Origin of the sequence: Agrobacterium sp. MCAB5, assembly GCF_052114365.1 — a bacterium.
Taxonomy (GTDB): Bacteria; Pseudomonadota; Alphaproteobacteria; order Rhizobiales; family Rhizobiaceae; genus Agrobacterium; species Agrobacterium tumefaciens.
Window position 1 is genome coordinate 111,585 of the sequence record NZ_JBFREP010000015.1, and the last position, 15,359, is coordinate 126,943.

The 15,359-nt window shown below is 59.3% G+C and carries 16 protein-coding genes; 6 read left to right on the top strand and 10 right to left on the bottom strand.

The genetic code is table 11. The features are described from left to right. Positions 1-413: 413 nt before the first annotated feature. Complete coding sequence (locus tag AB4Z23_RS24830; RefSeq protein WP_004430950.1) at positions 414-701, bottom strand: hypothetical protein; 288 nt, start codon at positions 699-701, stop codon at positions 414-416. A 270-nt stretch (positions 702-971) separates the two neighbouring features. On the opposite strand from AB4Z23_RS24830, the gene AB4Z23_RS24835 reads away from it, so the two are divergent. From AB4Z23_RS24835 to AB4Z23_RS24845, 3 genes are all read left to right on the top strand, one after another. Beyond that, complete coding sequence (locus AB4Z23_RS24835; RefSeq protein ID WP_065688489.1) at positions 972-2,150, top strand: hypothetical protein; 1,179 nt, start codon at positions 972-974, stop codon at positions 2,148-2,150. A 103-nt stretch (positions 2,151-2,253) separates the two neighbouring features. Next, entirely contained in the window at positions 2,254-2,895 is a 642-nt protein-coding gene (locus AB4Z23_RS24840; protein ID WP_004430943.1) for a DUF1007 family protein, read from the top strand. Continuing rightward, positions 2,889-3,950, top strand: coding sequence for a nickel/cobalt transporter (locus tag AB4Z23_RS24845; RefSeq protein WP_060642665.1), 1,062 nt, complete (start codon positions 2,889-2,891; stop codon positions 3,948-3,950). The genes AB4Z23_RS24840 and AB4Z23_RS24845 overlap by 7 nt, the downstream gene beginning before the upstream one ends. On the opposite strand, the gene AB4Z23_RS24850 is transcribed toward AB4Z23_RS24845, so the two are convergent. The 4 genes from AB4Z23_RS24850 to AB4Z23_RS24865 form a co-directional block, all read right to left on the bottom strand. After that, positions 3,941-4,180, bottom strand: a complete 240-nt coding sequence (locus AB4Z23_RS24850; RefSeq protein WP_003516247.1) for a hypothetical protein — start codon at positions 4,178-4,180, stop codon at positions 3,941-3,943. The two genes, AB4Z23_RS24845 and AB4Z23_RS24850, sit on opposite strands and share 10 nt — an antisense overlap. Further along, on the bottom strand, positions 4,167-4,859 hold the full coding sequence (locus AB4Z23_RS24855) for a GNAT family N-acetyltransferase (RefSeq protein ID WP_019566970.1): 693 nt from the start codon (positions 4,857-4,859) through the stop codon (positions 4,167-4,169). Before AB4Z23_RS24855 ends, AB4Z23_RS24850 begins: the two co-directional genes overlap by 14 nt. Before the next feature lie 100 nt (positions 4,860-4,959). Then, positions 4,960-5,655 (bottom strand): tellurite resistance TerB family protein, encoded by a 696-nt coding sequence (locus AB4Z23_RS24860; RefSeq protein WP_003516244.1) that lies wholly within the window; start codon positions 5,653-5,655, stop codon positions 4,960-4,962. Between the two features lie 110 nt (positions 5,656-5,765). After that, a complete protein-coding gene (locus tag AB4Z23_RS24865; protein WP_003516242.1) occupies positions 5,766-6,404 on the bottom strand; it encodes a 2-dehydro-3-deoxy-phosphogluconate aldolase in 639 nt (212 codons plus the stop codon). Between the two features lie 171 nt (positions 6,405-6,575). Between AB4Z23_RS24865 and AB4Z23_RS24870 the strand changes: the two genes are divergently transcribed. The 3 genes from AB4Z23_RS24870 to trhO all read left to right on the top strand — a co-directional run bounded on the left by AB4Z23_RS24870 (position 6,576) and on the right by trhO (position 9,014). Next, positions 6,576-7,064, top strand: coding sequence for a CYTH domain-containing protein (locus AB4Z23_RS24870; protein ID WP_441360924.1), 489 nt, complete (start codon positions 6,576-6,578; stop codon positions 7,062-7,064). Further along, positions 7,048-7,956, top strand: a complete 909-nt coding sequence (locus tag AB4Z23_RS24875) for a CHAD domain-containing protein (RefSeq protein WP_060642666.1) — start codon at positions 7,048-7,050, stop codon at positions 7,954-7,956. The genes AB4Z23_RS24870 and AB4Z23_RS24875 overlap by 17 nt, the downstream gene beginning before the upstream one ends. 101 nt (positions 7,957-8,057) lie before the next feature. Next, positions 8,058-9,014 carry an oxygen-dependent tRNA uridine(34) hydroxylase TrhO gene (trhO, locus tag AB4Z23_RS24880; protein ID WP_060642667.1) on the top strand — a complete coding sequence of 319 codons (957 nt, stop codon included), beginning with the start codon at positions 8,058-8,060 and terminating at the stop codon, positions 9,012-9,014. A 110-nt stretch (positions 9,015-9,124) separates the two neighbouring features. Here the strand turns inward: trhO and AB4Z23_RS24885 are convergent, their stop codons facing one another. From AB4Z23_RS24885 to AB4Z23_RS24905, 5 genes are all read right to left on the bottom strand, one after another. Beyond that, positions 9,125-11,374, bottom strand: coding sequence for a bifunctional diguanylate cyclase/phosphodiesterase (locus AB4Z23_RS24885; protein ID WP_003516234.1), 2,250 nt, complete (start codon positions 11,372-11,374; stop codon positions 9,125-9,127). 196 nt (positions 11,375-11,570) lie between these two features. Then, positions 11,571-12,350 (bottom strand): MetQ/NlpA family ABC transporter substrate-binding protein, encoded by a 780-nt coding sequence (locus AB4Z23_RS24890; protein ID WP_441360925.1) that lies wholly within the window; start codon positions 12,348-12,350, stop codon positions 11,571-11,573. A 53-nt stretch (positions 12,351-12,403) separates the two neighbouring features. Beyond that, on the bottom strand, positions 12,404-13,072 hold the full coding sequence (locus AB4Z23_RS24895; protein WP_003516230.1) for a methionine ABC transporter permease: 669 nt from the start codon (positions 13,070-13,072) through the stop codon (positions 12,404-12,406). Continuing rightward, positions 13,062-14,162 carry a methionine ABC transporter ATP-binding protein gene (locus tag AB4Z23_RS24900; RefSeq protein WP_025595046.1) on the bottom strand — a complete coding sequence of 367 codons (1,101 nt, stop codon included), beginning with the start codon at positions 14,160-14,162 and terminating at the stop codon, positions 13,062-13,064. The genes AB4Z23_RS24895 and AB4Z23_RS24900 overlap by 11 nt, the downstream gene beginning before the upstream one ends. A 295-nt stretch (positions 14,163-14,457) precedes the next feature. After that, positions 14,458-15,087, bottom strand: a complete 630-nt coding sequence (locus AB4Z23_RS24905; protein ID WP_025595047.1) for an NAD(P)H-dependent oxidoreductase — start codon at positions 15,085-15,087, stop codon at positions 14,458-14,460. Between the last annotated feature and the right edge of the window lie 272 nt (positions 15,088-15,359).

A 15,359-nucleotide genomic window follows, 5' to 3' on the forward strand; every position in this document is an offset into this window, starting at 1 on the left:
ATGACGGGGTTGACGCACCCCTAGATTGAAGAACATCGTGGTTAAAATCGAGTAAACGGCACGGACAAAAAGGCCCTTGCAGAACGTATTCCCGTTAATATTGCCAATATTTATCAAATATAAATCAGAACTCACGCGGATGATCCCGAACCGTGAGTCCCGACATATGACGACAGCGATCGCGTCACAAAACCCTCATGAGTAGTGGCCATCCCGCAGTTTTGTGTGTGCAGTCATTGGCGGCCACACAAAAAAAAGGGAGCCCGAAGGCCCCCTTGCAGTCATGCGATGCGCCGTTTGTTATTTCCGGAAGCACCGTGTGTCATACACACGTAGCTGGAGGACAGCTTCCGGCTTATATCCTGCGCGCATCGTTCACGCCGAAAATCCCTGTCGATTTTCGATCTACACCATTAGTGGCGACGCTTTTTGCCGCCATCGTTCTTGTTGTCGATGACATCGACGGAAGTCTTGTTGCCGTTGAGAAGGCCATTCAGGATACCGGTCTTGTTGCCGTTCAGAATCCCGTTATTGGACAGGATACCGCTGACACCCAGATCGATGCTTGGCGACACGACGACGAGTGCGCCGCCCTTGTTACTGTTTCCGGACAGGATACCGCCCAGCAGACCACCGGCATTGGCTTGACCAACGGAAGCGACAGTAAGAACAGCGGCTATGCAAGCAAATTTGGCAATCATTTCTCTCTCCTCTTATGTTTGATCACGCCCCATGGCGTAGTCGAACTGTATATTTAGAGGATTCTAATTCAAGCAAAGCCTAATATTACAATAAACAATTAACTTTAATACTGGTGATTTTAATCAAGTTTTACGCGATTGGCGCCGGTCTATTCTCCTGGAATTTCCGTGGAATACACCATGAATTCCGGCCTCGACAATATATCGCCCCTGAAACTTTATTAACCATCCAAATATAAGATATTGCTTAATTAGAGACCGGAGATGCAAATGCGGCTGGGAGGATACATCGCGCTTGTTCTTGGGCTTGCCTGCACCTGCGGTGCGCAGGCGGGGGAAAACGCCGATGATCACAATATCACCTATAAAACCGGCATCGGCTACGACACCAATTACTTCGGCGATACCAACCGGCTGAAGGCGATTTCGCTGCGCGCGGGCTTCGGGCTTAACGGAAAGTTCGTGCTTGATGGCACGGAACTGCGTTATTCGCTCGAGCATGAGGAGGTTCGCCTCCCCCGTTACCGTTTTGCCAATGAACACAACACCATTGCCAGCCTGGGGCTGACCAGGCGTCTGTCGGAGCGGCTGGAATGGGCCGTGGAACTGCGTGGCACACGCAGCGATGCCGGCGATATCTTCCTGCATCTGCCGGAAGAAGACATCGGTTACCGGCGACTGGACCACAAGCTGGAGGCATCGACACAGCTCGGCATCCTTGCTCTTGGCGGAAAGAACACGCTGACGGCGGGTTTTGCCAGCCTGATGAAAGGCAGGGCGCGTTTTCGTCCGGCCTATTTCGAGCCCACCCGCCTGGAGGCCAATGAAGCGCTCTTGTCGCTCAAGGCCGAACATGTGCGCCCGCTGGCCGGCGGCGAGGCCGGACTGACAATTGCTTATGACCGCATTGTCGTGCCGGAAAGCCAGCAGGAGAAATACGAGCGTTTTCCGGCCAGCACGTTGCGGGGATCACTTGCCTACGGTTACAAGTTCTCCGAACGCTTCGCCGTTCTGGCCGAAGGGGGCCTGACGACCATTTCCGGCGACGATATCAGCGACAAGGTGAAGCGCACCCGGCCCTATCTCAGGGCCGAAGCCGAGGTGAAGGCTACCGACCGCATCGCCTTCGGTGCTGGCTTCTCCCAGGATTACGCGCTTTTCGACCCTGATGATCCCATTGCCGAGTTCCACCGCCGTTGGCAGTTCGTGGTTAAAAGCAAGCTCACCGACAAGGTGGGGCTGGACCTGGCGCTGCAGCGTGTCCACAAGGACTGGATCTATTACAATTACGACACCAGCGAACGAAGGCTGGTGGCCACACTGTCCTTCGACACCGGCAAGAACAGCAAGCTGGAGGTGGAATTCAACCGCCTTCTGCATGGCGAGCGCGACACCGACCTGTCCTATAGCGGATCGAGCGTCACCTCGCGTTTCACCGGCACCTTCTGAAACATAGGGCAGCCACATCACCAAAGCGCATATCAGGTCGAAATTCGGTCCCAATTTCTGCTAGAATCCAGCTCCGAGATTCGAAGGCAGGACAGACCGGATAATGAACAGACGACTTTTGCTCCTTGCGGCTGGCCTGACCTCCATTCCCGTTGCCGCCGCGGCACATCCGCATATTTTCGCCGAAGCGCGCATGGAAATCGTCGAGGGGCCGAACGGTACCATCCAGGAGGTGCGCAACATCTGGCGTTTCGACGAGATGTTCTCGGCAAGCGTGGTGATGGATTACGACAAGAACGGCGACCTGAAGCTGGACAAGAATGAGCTGGCCGAAATCGGCAACACCGTGCGTGAATCGCTCGGCGAATATTCCTATTACACCTTCATTACCGCCAACGGAAAACAGGTGGATTTCGCAAAGCCCGACACCATTCATGTGGACTACAAGGACAAGCAGATCCTGATGTTCTTTTCCGTCAAGCCAAACACGCCGCTTTCCATCAAGGGCAAGCTCAGCTTCGGCGCGTGGGACCCGACCATGTATACGGCGATCGATTTTGCGAAAGACGGCGATCTGGCGACCGTCGGCAAGGATCTCGCCGCCTGCAAGCACCATGTCGTGCGTCCCGACCCGGACGAGGTGATCTCACAAAACCAGAGTTCGCTCACCGACGCCTTCTTCAACGACCCGACCGGCACCGACATGACCAAACTCTTCGCCACCCGGCTGGAGGTGACATGCTGAGCCGAAACGGGCGCCTTTGCGGACACCTGACCATCGTCGCGATCTGCGTGCTGGCTGTGGCAGGTGCTGCCCATGCGCAATCGCCGCTCGGCATAGGCTCGGCCGAGCCGTCCTTTGCCCCTGGCGGGCCGTTCGCGCCGCTGATGCAATGGATCAACGTGCACCAGCAGATGTTCTACCGGGCGCTGACCGGTGCCCTGAAAGCCATGCGCGAAGACAATTGGGCGATGGCATCGCTGGTTGGCCTCTCCTTTGCATACGGGGTCTTTCATGCCGCCGGTCCTGGCCACGGCAAGGCTGTCATCTCTTCCTATATGATCGCCAATGAAACGCAGCTGAAACGCGGCATTCTCATTTCCTTCATTTCAGCACTCATTCAGGGCGCAATGGCCATCGGCCTCGTTGTCGCAGCCTGGCTCGTGCTGCGCGGCACCTCCATCACCATGACGAAAGCCACGCAGGCAATGGAGATCGCCAGCTTTGCCATGGTGGCGCTGTTCGGCGCCTGGCTTCTGCTACGCAAGCTCTGGTCGCTGCGCATCCGGCGCGTACCGGTTGCAGCCTTCGCGGTTGCGGGGGAAGCAACAGCAGTCAGAACCACGGGCATGGGCACGGGCCTCAGGTTTCAGGGCAAGCCGGTTTTCGCGGACCACGCCCATAGCGGCACAGGTGATCTTTGCGTCTCCTGCGGAAAATCGCACGCGCCCGATCCGCTGCTTCTCAAAGGCAAGAATTTCAGCCTGCACGAAGCGTGGTCGGCGATCATCGCAGTTGGCCTGCGGCCATGCTCCGGTGCCATCATCGTCATGAGCTTTGCGCTCTTGAACGGGATTTTTCTCGGCGGCGTGCTTTCCGTGCTTGCCATGTCGCTGGGTACCGCCATCACCGTATCGCTGCTTGCCATCATGGCCGTCTCGGCCAAGGGGCTTGCCGTGCGCTTCGCCGGCCCCGGAAGCCGCAGGGCAGCGGGCATCAGCCACGCGATCGAGATTGCCGGTGCGCTGTTCGTGCTTTTGATGGGCCTTATGCTGCTTGGTGCGTCGCTTCAGTTCTGACTGTCGCGGCGGCGCTGGTAGCGGGCGCGCAGCCAGAACAGCAGGAAAAAGCACAGCACCACCACCGAGCCAAAAGCCGCGGCAAGAAAGGGCGAATAATCCCCCAGCCACAGCATGATTTTCGGCATCACGTAAAACACCAGCCCAAAACCAAGGATGATGCCAGCGGCGGCAAGGCCCGGCGACCAGTCTTTACGGCCAGAGCCAGCCTTCTTTTCAGGCGTGGTCATGGGCGAGCTCCGCGCGGATATCCTCAAGCTTGCGCTTCTGCGCGCCATCGGCCGTGAAATTCTCCGGCGAAAGCCAGATTTCAAACGCCTTGCCAATCAACGGCCATTCGCCGTCGATCATGGAAAACCACGCCGTATCGCGGTTGGCACCCTTGGAGATCATGTGCTGGCGGAACACACCCTCGAAGGTGAAGCCGTAACGCTTCGCCGTGATCTTGGAGGGTTCGTTTTGATTGTGGCATTTCCACTCGTAGCGGCGGTAACCCAGATCCTCGAAAACGTGTTTCGCCATCAGATAATGCGCTTCGGTCGAAAGCGGCGAGCGCTTCATCCTGGCGCCATGGGCAACCGAACCGACCTCGACCACGCCATTGGCGGGATCGGGCCGCATGTAGCTTGCCATTCCCACGACGTCACCGGTGGCATTTTCAACGAAAACCAATGTCACCCAGTTGAGTTTATCACCCGCGTTGACAAGCCAGTCACCAAAGGCTGCAGCATCGGCAAAGCCGCTTTGCGGGAAATATTTGAGAAGCGCATTGACCCCCTCACCACCAAGCGCAGTCCAGAGCCTTGCAAGATGCCTGTCGCGATCAAACGTTTCCGCCGTCACATAACGGCCCTTCAGCGTCACCGGCTGCGGCGCCGGACATCCCTTAAAATCACTCAGATCGCGCATTCTCTTCCCCGTTGTCTGGGAGAAGGATTAGGCCAAGCGGGGCTGGATGACAACAGTGCATATACGGCAGGGGGGCGTGGTTCACCCCCCTGTTCTAACCTCAAACCTTCGCCGCCACCACCGTCGACTCGATATGATCGACCAGCGCATCGGGCAATCCCAACCGCCCGGCAAGCAGATCGAGATAACCGCGCTCAGCCCGCGTATCGGCCTCTATGGCAAGACGCGAGGCGGTGTAGATTTCCACCTTCTGCTCCTCTGTGCGGGCAGCAGCCACCAGTGCGTCGATATCCAGCGGATCGGCCAGTTCCTTTTCGAGGAACCGCTCGGCTTCAGTGTCGAGGCCGGACACCTGCACCTTATCCATGATGTTGGCGCGCTCTTTTTCGTCGATATGGCCGTCTGCCTTGGCAGCGGCAATCATCGCCTGGATGAGTTTCAGCGCAAAATCGTTGGAAAGGGCGGGGGACTGCGGATGGAAGGCGGAATCGGCGGGCGGGGCGAGAAGCTCCGGCTCGGGTTTTGGAGCTACTTCAGGCGCCTGCCCGGATTTGTAATTCTTGTAGGCGAGATAACCGAGACCGGCGATGGCCGCTACGCCGCCGATGGTGGCGACATTGCCGGCGAGCTTGCGGCCGGTCTTGGTGCCTAGAATGGCGGCGGCAAGCGCACCGGCCTTCATCGGATTGTTCTTGGCGATATCGGCGGCCTGCCCGGCTCTGTCACGGACGCTTCCCGAAAGGCCCGGCACCTGTGAGCCGAGGAATTGTTCAAGAAGCTTCTTGGCGTCGAACATCAAAATCTCCTGTGAGGGTAAAGTCTACACGGGAAGATAGGGAGCCATGGCACGAATACAAATGACAAACCCGCTCACGCCTTCGTGAACGGGCTTGAAGAAGTAGTAGATCAGCCGCGCAGTGCTGCGGCTTCGGCGGCGAGCCTGGTGATGCCGGCCCAGTCAGCCGTTGCCACCAGTTCGCGCGGAGCAACCCAGGAACCGCCGACACAGACGACGTTCGGCAGGGAAAGATAGTCATTGGCATTCTTCAGCGAGACGCTGCCGGTCGGGCAGAACACCGTGCCGGCGAGCGGCGAGGACAGTGCCTTGAGGTATGGCGCGCCACCGGCCTGTTCCGCCGGGAAGAACTTCAGCACCTTGTAGCCTTCGTCGCGCAGCGCCATGACTTCGCTTGCCGTGGCGGCCCCAGGAAGAAGCGGCACGTTGGAGGCGCGCGCAGCTTCCAGCACGCTTTTGTTGATGCCTGGGCTGACGATGAAGGTGGAACCGGCTTCGGCGGCCGCCTCGAAATCTTTGGCGTTGAGGATGGTGCCGGCGCCGACATGGGCGCCCTCCACTTCCGCCGCAACCGCACGGATGGCATCGAGTGCCGCCGGCGTGCGCATGGTGATCTCGATTGCCTTCAGGCCACCTGCGACCAGAGCGCGCGCGAGCGGCACGGCGGAGGCAGCATCATCCACGATCAGCACCGGCACGACCGGCTGCAGCTTGAGGATGGAGAGCAGTTTTTCGGAGTCCTGGGCCAAGATAAGCCTCCCTTGCGCGATTGAAACGATTGAAATCCGGTTTATCGATTAGCCTGCCCCGGCCTTGATGTCGAGGCATGGCAAGACCATTTTTATCCAGATACTTCAATCTATTCGCTTCTTTATGACGTCTTCATGCGATAATCTGGCGCACCGGTTTACGGAGACAGCATGGCCAAGGAAATCGAGCGGAAGTTTCTGGTTGCAGGCGATGAATGGCGTAATGAAGTGACGCGTAGCATGGCTTTCCGGCAGGCATATGTCGCCTCGCTGGAAAATCGTTCGGTCCGGGTCAGGATCGTCAACGGGCTTGACGCGACACTGACCATCAAGATCGGCGCGAGTTCGCTCGTCCGTGATGAATATGAATATTCCATTCCACTGAATGACGCGGAAGAATTGATGGCCAGCGCCCCCGGCGTGGTGATCGAGAAGATGCGCCACACGGTTGATCACGGTGGATTCACTTGGGAAGTCGATGTTTTCGAGGGTAAATACAAGGGGCTGATCGTGGCGGAGGTAGAGATGGACGACGAGAACGCCAACCCCGATCTGCCCTCCTGGCTTGGCAAGGAGGTAACGGGCGACCGTCACTTCTCCAACCAGTCGCTCGCCATGGACTGTCCCCACGGAGACTTGGCGGATGCCCTTCAGGATTGACCCGAACAAACCGTTCGACGATGAAATCCGCCGCGCGGGACTGGAACTCATCGAAGAGGCGATAATCAGCCTTCGCGACCAGCCTTCCGGGCGCCATGAGGCGGTGCACGATGCCCGCAAGCGGTTCAAGCGGCTGCGCGCCCTCTACCGCCTCGTCGCCAGGGCAGCACCCGATTTCAGCAAAGAGGAAAACGCCCGCTTTCGCGACATCGCCCGCTCGCTCGCTTTTGCGCGGGAAGCGACGGCGCTCGTGGAGACGGTGGAGTATCTCGAGACCTTCGCGGCCTCCACGACGCAAGGAAAGGCGCTGCGATCGATCGCGACAGTCCTGCGCAAGCGCCGTGACCACGCCATCGAACATGAGGCAGGTCTCGACGAGGCCATTGCGGCCGCCATCGCCGGCTGCGAGGAAGCACGCAAGAAGCTGAAGGCAGTGTCGCTGCCGGACGAGCTTAAGGATGTGACAAGGCTGGTGAAGACCGGGTGGGCGAAGCAGAGGAAGAGGGCGCGTAAAGCACTTGCCGACTGCCATGAGCAGGCCGACGTCGAACATTTCCACGAATTACGTAAGGCGGGCCAGGCCTACTGGATGCATCTCGGCCTCCTGCGCCGCCTCTGGCCATCGGCCATGCGCGCCAAGCGGGCCGACACCAAGCGGCTGGTCGACATCCTTGGCCACGAGCACGATCTTTCGGTCCTTGCAGCCTTTGCGGACCAGGAACCGGAGCGTTTCGGCAATGGCGAGCGACTGGCTCTGCTTCTCGATGCAATCATTCAGAGGCAGCAGGCGCTGCGCGGAGATGGTCTTGAGCTGGCAAACGAAGTCTTCTCCGAATCCGCCAGAACCGAGAGCCGCATCGTCGGCCTTTTATGGCGGCGGGCGGCGAAGTAGACCGGAAAGCCCGAAGAGACTGAGAATTTGACGATTTTCAAAATACCGGCAGCGGCGGATAAATATTGATTTGCGGCCGCCGCCGCTGTATTTCAGCGCCCATGACCGACACCACCATTCTCCCCCGCCCGGAAGCCGCCCCTCACCCCACTGGCGATTTTCTTGTGGCTGCGCTTTATCATTTCGCCCGCCTGCCGCGGTTTGAAAGCCTGCGCGACGAGCTGTTTCAGCTTTGCCGGGAAAACGGCGTCAAGGGCACGCTGCTTCTGGCGGCGGAAGGCATCAATGGCACCATTGCCGGGCCCGATGCGGGTGTGCGCGCCATACTTGCCTTCCTGCGTGCGCAGCCGGAATTTACGGCGCTGGAACATAAGGAAAGCCGGGCATCGAACATGCCCTTCGTGCGCATGAAGGTGAAGCTCAAGAAAGAGATCGTCACCATGGGCGTGCCGGATATCGATCCCAACCGCATTGTCGGCACCTATGTCGATCCGCGCGACTGGAACTCGCTGATCTCCGACCCGGACACCATCGTCATCGACACCCGCAACGACTACGAGACCGCGATCGGTCTCTTCAAGGGCGCGGTGGACCCGAAGACCAAGACCTTCCGCGAGTTTCCCGACTGGGTAAAGAACAATCCCGGCCTGCACAACAAGCCGAAGATCGCCATGTATTGTACCGGCGGCATCCGCTGCGAAAAGGCGACCGCCTTCATGAAGGAACAGGGGTTCGATGAGGTCTATCACCTCAAGGGCGGCATCCTGAAATATCTGGAAGAGGTGCCGGAAGAAGAGAGCCTGTGGGAAGGCGCCTGCTTCGTGTTTGACGAGCGCGTCTCCGTCGTCCACGGTCTTGCCGAAGGCGATCACAAGCTTTGCCACGCCTGCCGCAACCCGATCACATCGCAGGTGCGCCAATCCCCGTTGTTCGAGGAAGGTGTGTCCTGCCCTAGCTGTTACGACGACCGGACAGAAGAGGACCGCCAGCGGTTCCGCGACCGGCAGCTGCAGATCGAACTGGCAAAGAAGCGCGGCGAGCGCCATCTGGGGCGCTAAAGCGGATCGGCGGCCAGCCACGGCACGTCTTCACGGTGAAAAGGCTCTTACGCGATTAACGACTTGATCGCTCTGGGCCCCGGATGAGGTCCGGAGTGACGGAGTGTGGATCACCCTTTTGCCCCTGCCCGAAGCGCAAACAGCGGCGCCGTCTGCTCCTCCAGCATGGCGGTAATCTCTTCAGCGGCGACGGGTTTTGAGAACAGGTAGCCCTGCAATTCGTCACAGCCACACAGATGCAGGATAGCCGCCTGTTCTTCTGTCTCGACGCCCTCCGCCGTGACCGGAATATCGAGAGATTTCGCAAGCGCCACGGTTGCCTGCAACATTTCCAGCGACCGCCCGCCCTGTTCCAGGGCCATGACCAGCGACCGGTCGATCTTCATGCGGTCGAAACCGAAGCGGCGCAGATATCCGACGCTGGCGAAACCGGCTCCGAAATCGTCGAGCGCTATATGCAGGCCAAGCTGTTTCAGCTTGTCGATTGCCGCACTTGCCCGCTCCGGATTCTGGATGAAATAGCCCTCGGTCATTTCCAGCCGCAGCCTTGCGGTTGGCGTCTGCGTGGCAGCGAGAATATCCGCCACGTTGCCGGAAAAGGCCGGATTGCGGAACTGAACGGGTGAAATATTCACCGAGAGCTTGATGGAGGGCCATTGACCTGCCGTCTCGCAGGCCTTGCGCAGCACCAGCAGGCCGAGCCGCTCGATAAGGCCACTGGTTTCGGCAGCGGCGATGAAGATATCCGGGGGCACGAAGCCGTATCCCGGCCTTTGCCAGCGGGCAAGCGCCTCCACCCCGGTGATACTGCGCGTGGCGGCATTGACGACCGGCTGGTAGACCACCGATATCTCGTCATTCAGGATGGCATAACGCAGATCGGCCTCAAGCTGCAGCTTTTCCTCGCGCAGCGCATCCATTTTCAGCTCGTAGGCGACATAACGCCCACGCCCGTTTTCCTTGGCCTGATACATGGCCATGTCGGCGCGGCGCAGCAGTTCCTCACCGTTGATATCACCGGCTCTGGAGACGGAAGTGCCGATGCTGCAACCGATGCTCGCCACCCGCTCGCCGATGCTGAACGGCTCGGTGAACAGTTCGAGCAGCGCCTGGCAGAGCTTGCGGCCTTCCGACCACACGTCGTTGCCCTGAATGGCGATGGCGAATTCGTCGCCGCCGAGCCGSGCGAGCACGGCATCTTCCGGCACAAGCACCCTGAGCGCCGCCGCAACGCCCTTGATCAGCCGATCGCCGGCAGCGTGACCGTAGGAATCGTTGATCTCCTTGAAACCATCAAGATCGAGGTAAAGCAGCTTGATATCGGTCTTGTCGTGGCGGGCCTTGCCCACCATGCGGTTCAGCTTGGAAAACAGCCCGGCGCGGTTGCTGAGCCCGCTCAGACGATCGCGCAGCGCCTCTTCCCTCGCCGCCGCCTCGTCGGCCTTCAGCCGGTCGAGCGTCGCCGAACCGATGATGAGAAGTACGAGAAAGAACGTTCCGGCAATGCCGAGTGCCGTGAAGACGACCGGCCGGGCCTCATGGAAGCTCACGTCCCCCGGCAGCTGGGAGCGCCAGACGAGCCGCGCCAGCACATCACCAAGCGGATTGACGACATCCACATGGTTGGTCGCCGGTCCGTCGCCATATTGCAGTTGCAGACCATCGATGACGTAATTGCGGGCCAGCTTGTCTACCGTCGCCTGTTTGAGATGACGGGCGAAAATCAGATATCGCCGCTCGGATCCAACCGGAGGCAAGACCCCGGATTTGAGCCGCACCAGCGCGACCCCCGTAGCCGCGACGCCGTCGCGGGTTTTCACGAAACCGGTGACCTGCGACGCGATGCCGGGACGCATGGAGCGCACCCGTTCGATCATCTCCTTGAGGCCTTCTGCGAAATAGTCATGGGGCTTCCAGGCAACCGGCTTGCCGTTCTGGTAGGCCATGCGGACCTTGCCGTCTTCGTCGAGGACGACGGCGGTATCGAAAAGATCGCTGTTGACCGTCATCTCGCCATAATTGCTCGCCACCCAGTCGAACCTGTCGGGGGCGTAGACATAGTCGGCRGCATCGTCCCAGGCGGCGTAGTCGTTCAGCGTCGCGCCAAGCTGGTCGCGGAAGGTGACAAGGGCGCCCGCCGTTGTCTCGCGCGAGCGGGCATTGTCGAGCGAGTTCGCCCTTTCCCTGACCTGGCTCAGAGCAGACAAGACCAGCGCGGTGACAATGAGAAGCACCAGCGCAAATGTGGACAATACGACGCCGACGGCGGTTCTACGCCCGACCGGCAAATATTCCCCAATGTTTCGCGGCGCAATCCGCATAAAATCCCCTTCGAAAGCATCATCTTGCGAAGGAAACATTCAAAAGCCGTTAAGTTGGATTGTGGCGACGCCACAAAAAACAACGGGTATAAAACGACAGTAGGGGTGAAAAAGAGAAAAATTCTCCCCACAATGGTGGGGGATTTTCATAAAAACCGCGGATGCGTTCGCCCCGCAAACAAAAAACCTCCCCCGCGAACGGGAGAGGCTGCAACTTCAATCGTGTCAGGCCTGATTACCAGGATGGAATGACCGTGCCGTTGAACTTCTCCAGAATGAAGGCCTTCACTTCCGGGCTGTGGTAGGATTCCACCAGCGTCTTCACCCACGGCTTGTCCTTGTCCTGCGCACGAACGGCGATGACGTTTGCGTAAGGGGACTTTTCGCTTTCGATGGCGATGGCGTCCTTCTTGGGGTTCAGGCCTGCTGCCGTGGCATAATTGGTGTTGATGACCGACGCGTCGGTGTCATCCAGCGAGCGCGGCAACTGCGCAGCGTCAAGTTCGACGATCTGGATGTTCTTCGGGTTTTCGGTGATGTCGGCAGGCGTTACCTTCAGACCGGCTTCTTCCTTGACCTTGAGCACACCCTTGGAAGCGAGAACGAGAAGCGCACGGCCGCCATTGGTCGGGTCGTTCGGAATACCGACCGTCGCGCCGTCCTTCAGCTCGTCAAGGCTCTTCACCTTCTTCGWATAAACGCCCATCGGGGTGGTGATGGTGGTGCCGACGCTGACGAGATCGAACTTGCGGTCAGCGATCTGGTTGTCGAGGTAAGGCTGGTGCTGGAAGGAGTTGGCCTGAAGCTCACCGTCTGCCAGTGCCTGGTTCGGCACGACGTAGTCGGAGAACTCGACGATATCGATGTCCAGTCCCTTGGCGGCGGCGATCTTCTTGACCTGTTCCATGATCTGCGCGTGCTCGGCAGGTGTAACACCAATCTTGATGGTTTCGGCCAGCGCCTGACCGGCGGTAAAGAGAGCGGCGAGCGAAGCCGCGAGGATGATTTTCTTCATGGATGTCTCCTTGGGTTTGTTGTTCTTGGGTTTGTTGTTCTTGAACGGTTTTATCAGTTCTTGCGGGTGCGCTTGTCGAAGCTGCGGGCAAGCCGGTCGCCGGCGCTCTGCACGAGTTGCACGAGCACGATCAGCACCAGCACCACGACCAGCATCACGTCAGGCATGAAGCGCTGGTAGCCGTAGCGAATGCCGAGATCACCCAGCCCGCCGCCGCCGACAGCACCGACCATGGCCGAATAACCGATGAGGCTGACGAGCGTGAGGGTAAGCGCCAGCGTGATGCCCGGCTTTGCTTCCGCAAGCAGGACCTTGGTGACGATCTGCAACGGTGTTGCGCCCATGGCGCGGGCCGCTTCGATCAGGCCCTTGTCGACTTCGCGGATCGCCGCTTCCACCAGCCGCGCGATGAAAGGCACGGTGGCAACCGTCAGCGGCACGATGGCCGCACTGGTGCCGATGGAAGTGCCAGCGACCAGCCGCGTGAAGGGAATGATCGCCACCACCAGAATGATGAAGGGCGTGGAGCGCGCCGCATTGACGACAAGGCCGAGGATGCGGTTCGTCATCGGCGCGGGGAAGAGTTCGCCTTTGCCGCTGGTGGCAAGGAAAACGCCCATCGGCACGCCGATGATGGAGCCGACGATGCCGGCGACCGCGACCATGTGCAGCGTCTGCAGAAGACCCTTCGACAGAAGGTTGAAAAGCATATCAGGCGACATAACCGAGCACCTCCGTGTGAAGACCGGTCTCAGTATAAAAGCGGCCGGCGCGGGCGGTGGTTTCCGCCGTGGCCGGATAGGACACAACCAGCGAGCCGAATGGTTCGCCGGAAATTTCCTCGATGGTGCCGGCAAGGATGTTCACGTCAGGACCGATTTCCGCAACAAGACGCGCGGTCAGCGGCTGGAATGCCGTTTCGCCGAAGAACACCAGCCGCACGAGAACGCGGTCACCCTCCTCGGCTTCCGGCTTCAACCCTGATGTAACCCAGTGCGGCAGCTTAACCCCGACCGAGGACGACAGCAGGCTGCGGGTCGTCTCGTGTTTCGGCGCGGTGAAAATATCGAAGGTGCGCCCCTCCTCCACGATCAGGCCCCTGTCGATGACGGCGACCTGCGAGGCGATGGTCTTCACCACCTCCATCTCGTGGGTGATGAGCAGCACTGTCAGCCCAAGTTCGGCATTGATGCGCTTCAGGAGTTCAAGGATGGACTGGGTCGTCTCCGGATCGAGCGCGGACGTCGCCTCGTCCGACAACAGCAGCTTGGGTTGCGTCGCAAGCGCTCGGGCGATGCCGACACGCTGCTTCTGCCCACCCGACAGTTCCGCCGGATAACGCTTCGCCTTGTCGGAAAGGCCGACGAGTTCGAGCAGCGGCGTTACCCGCGTTTCGATCTCTTTTTTACCGAGACCGGCAATTTCTAGCGGCAGCGCCACATTGTCGAAAGCGGTGCGCGACGACAGAAGRTTGAAGTGCTGGAAGATCATGCCGACGGAACGGCGAAGGGTCCTCAGACTCTTCTCATCAAGGGCGGCAACATCGACGCTGTCGACGACCACCCGGCCGGACGACGGTTTTTCAAGGCCGTTGGCGAGGCGGATGAGGGTGGATTTGCCGGCACCAGAGCGGCCGATTATGCCGGTGATGGAACCCTTCGGCACGACATAGTCAATGCCGGCGAGGGCTGCGAAGCCCGGCTTGCCATCGCTGCCGCCAAAGGTCTTGGTCACGCCTTCAAACGTTACCATCGCGTCCTTGGCAGTCTGCGGTGCGCGCGCGAGCGATGTCGCGTTGGATGAAAAACTCATTGGGAACTCTGCGAAAACTCTTGACGGATCGGGTCTCAAAAAATCCTGTTGCGGTGCTGAACCGCTCTCTTCATGCAGCCTTCCGGCACATTCGATGACAGCTGATTTTCCGGGTCATTTCGTCAGGCTTTCACTCAGAAATGCCGGGGATCGGCAATTCGATGGCGCATACTTGCCCGCAGGCGCCATCTTTTAACAGGGATGATTTTTCAATTATCTGAAATCAGAGAAAAAATCTACCGCAAAGCCGTCTGTGCGGCCCTGCGGCAGTCAAGACTTCGCGAGTGCGTGGAAATCAGACGCGGCTGACGAATTCCTCAAGCGGGCGGCGGACCTTCTTCAGGTTCACCAGCCAGTCGCCTTCCGGCTCGCGGTATCCGAGCGGCAGGATGGTGACGGAGCGCAGGCCCTTTTCACGCAGGCCGAGGATTTCATCCAGCTTGGCCGGATCGAAACCTTCCATCGGTGTGGAATCCACACCCTCGAAAGCAGCCTGCGCCACCGCCATGCCGAAACCAATATAGGCCTGACGGGCTGCGTGTTCGAAATTCACCTGCTCATCACGCTGCGGATAGGAGGAGAGAAGCTTCTGACGATACGCTTCCCAGCCCTCGTTCTTGACGCCACGCTCTTCGTTGACCAGATCGAACATATGGTTGATCCGCTCTTGCGTGTAGTTATCCCACGCCGCAAACACCAGAAGATGCGAGCCTTCAGTCACCTGCGCCTGGTTCCAGGCGATCTCGCGGATCTTTGCGCGAACTTCCGGATCGGAAACGACGATGACTTCGAACGGCTGCAACCCGCTGGAAGTCGGCGCCAGCCGGGCGGCTTCGACGATGCGCTCGACCTTGTCTTCCGCAACAGTCTTGGAAGGATCCATTTTCTTGGTGGCATAACGCCAGTTGAGTTTTTCGATAAGCATGTTCGTTTTCCCTGGGAGGACCAGCCCGCACCGCTCCGGATGAGGCAGCAGCAGGCGCTACGTCTGCGTAGCCTGCCTGACATAGGAGACAGGATGGCAGGCGCAAGCAGGCACCGCCGGGTAACTGGCAAAAAAGTTTGGAAAACTGATAGTAAGGTGGAAGAACTTTATTGGGGAGAGCGATCGTGTGCTTTCCTGGTGAGGAATACGGCAGGTAAAGTTCACACACGAGCCAGCCTTTCCACCCTCATCCCTGTGCTTGTCACAGGAAT